This is a genomic window from Cellulomonas rhizosphaerae, assembly GCF_003470205.1.
Classification (GTDB): Bacteria; Actinomycetota; Actinomycetes; order Actinomycetales; family Cellulomonadaceae; genus Cellulomonas; species Cellulomonas rhizosphaerae.
This window is the reverse complement of record NZ_QWKP01000022.1, coordinates 1-2,256: the sequence shown is the minus strand read 5'-3', so window position 1 is coordinate 2,256 and position 2,256 is coordinate 1. Positions and strand designations below refer to the sequence as shown.

The window sequence follows — 2,256 nt, the reverse complement described above, 5'->3', positions numbered from 1 at the left end:
GCGCTCGCACGGACGAACGCCGCGTACTGCTCGGCCTCGGTGCGCAGCGCTGCCACCTCGGCGGCGACCCGCTGCTGCAGGGCTGCGGCCTCGCGCTCGGCGGCGGCACGGGTGCTGTCGGCGAACTCCTGCGCGGACGCGCGCAGCGAGGTGGTCTCGTCGGCCGCCTGCTGCCGCGCCGCGGCGATCTCGGCGGCGGCCTGCGAGCGCTGGTCGGCGACCTGCCGCTCGGCGTCCCCGCGCAGCGCGGCGACCTCGGCCTCGACCTGCTGGCGCAGGGCGGTCGTGTCGGCGTCCGCGTTCTGGCGCAGGTCCTGGTCGTAGCGGTCGGCGGCCTCGCGCTGCGCGGTCGTCTCCGACTCCGCGCGGCTACGCAGCTCGGCCGCGGTGCGCTCGGTCGCGACGCGCAGCTGTGTGGCCTCGTGCTCGACGCTCGCGCGAAGCGTGCCGAGCTCGCGCTCGAGCGACGTGCGGCGCTCGCTCTCCTCGGTCGTGATCGCGGACTGGATGCGCGCGGCCTCGCGCTCGGCCGAGCTGACGAGCTCCTCGGCACGGCGCTGGGCGGCCGTGGTGTTGCTCTCCGACTCGGTCGCGGCCGTCGTGCGCACCTCCTCCGCCTCGCGGCGGGCGGTGGCGATCAGCTCGGCGACCTCGTTCTCCGCGCGGGCACGCAGCTGGCCGGCGGAGAGCTTCGCGCGGGCCAGGGCGTCGGCCGCCTGGGCGTTGGCCTGCGAGACGACGTCGGAGGACTGCTCCTCCGCCGAGCGCAGGAGCTGCTCGATCCGCGAGCCGAGCCCGGAGTAGGTGGGCCGCTCGGCCTCGCGGAGCTGGCGGTGGGCCTCGGAGAGCTCCCCGGCGGCCTGCATGGCCTTGGAGTCGAGAGCCTCGACCTGGCCGCGGGCTTCGGCGAGGGCGCTCTCGAGCGCCTCGAGGCGTGCGTCGACGGCCTCCCGCTCGTATCCGCGGAAGTTCACGACAGGGAAGGTGGGTCGGGCGTCAGGCACGAGCGATCCTCCAGTGCGGGGGCTCCACGCGGGCGACCTCGGCCGAGGTGCACGACGAACGGTCGGAGCCCGCGGGCCAGGATACGCGGATCTCATCCCGTCCTGACCCCCCCCGAACGACCCTCGTCCCAGGTCCGGGATGTCGGCCTCGTTCGGGATCGCGCCGCTCCTCTGCCTATCCTGGTGGTTCTTGTCCCGAGAGGATCCTGCGTGCCCAAGCGAGTGATCACGGCCGCCGTCGGCGTCGCCGGACTGGTCGTCATCGGCCTCGGGGTCGCCTCGGCGACCGTGTGGCGTGCCGATGACGTCCTCGTGGCGACCGCCACGACGACCGACCACCTGATCGTCACCGACCCCGGAGTGCTCGAGCTCGGGGGCGACCCCGTCACCATCCGCGCGACGACGAGCAGCGGTGACCCCGTCGTGCTCGCGATCGGCCGCGACACCGACGTGGCGGGCTGGGTCGGCACCGATGCGCACACCCAGGTGAGCGGGTTGGCCGGGTGGCACGAGCTGGACACCACTGCGGTCGCCGCGGACCCGTCGGCCTCTGCGTCCCCCTCCGCCTCGCCCTCGCCCTCGGCGTCAGCGTCAGCGTCAGCCAAGCCGAGCGCGTCGGCCACCGCCGCCCCGTCGGACGAGACCGACGACTCCGCCGCCGCGGACCCCACGGACTCCGACCTCTGGGTCGCCCAGGCCACGGGCGACGGCAGCGCGCGCCTCGTCTGGCCCACGCAGCCCGGGCGCTGGAGCCTGCTCGTCGCCGGTACCGGCGACTCGGCCCCGACGCTCTCGCTGTCCTGGCCCCGCGTGGTGACCACGCCGTGGCTGTGGCCGTTGGTGATCCTGGGTGCGCTGCTGGCGCTGGCCGCAGCCGCGCTGCTCGCTCGCGACTGGAACCGCAGGCGCACCGGCACCGAGGAGCCCGAGTGGCACCCGGTGACGACGGGCGCGATGGCGACCGTCGGCGAGGGCGGCGCGCTCACCCGACGCCAGATCCGCGAGGCCGAGCTGGCCCGCGCGGCACGGCCCCGGACCGGCGCGGTCCCGCGCGTCACCGCCCCGGACGGGCCGGGCGGACCCACGCCCGAGGCCTCCGAGAACGAGACGGTCGTCCTGCGCGCGGTCCCGCCGGCCGATGCCCCCGCCGGCGCTCGGCCCTCCGTCGCCGAACCCGCTGCGAGCCCGACGGCGCCCCCGGGCGCCCCGACGCGCGCCGTCCCGACCCGCCGCGCGCTGCGCACGGGTGCCA

At 76.4% G+C, this 2,256-nt stretch carries 2 pseudogenes; one reads left to right on the top strand and one right to left on the bottom strand.

Features of this window, described 5'->3' with window-relative positions:
- Positions 1 to 974, bottom strand: a pseudogene (locus D1825_RS00260) (hypothetical protein); the annotation flags it as partial.
- A 240-nt stretch (positions 975 to 1,214) separates the two neighbouring features.
- Between D1825_RS00260 and D1825_RS00255 the strand changes: the two are divergent.
- Positions 1,215 to 2,256: pseudogene (locus D1825_RS00255) on the top strand (hypothetical protein); the annotation flags it as partial.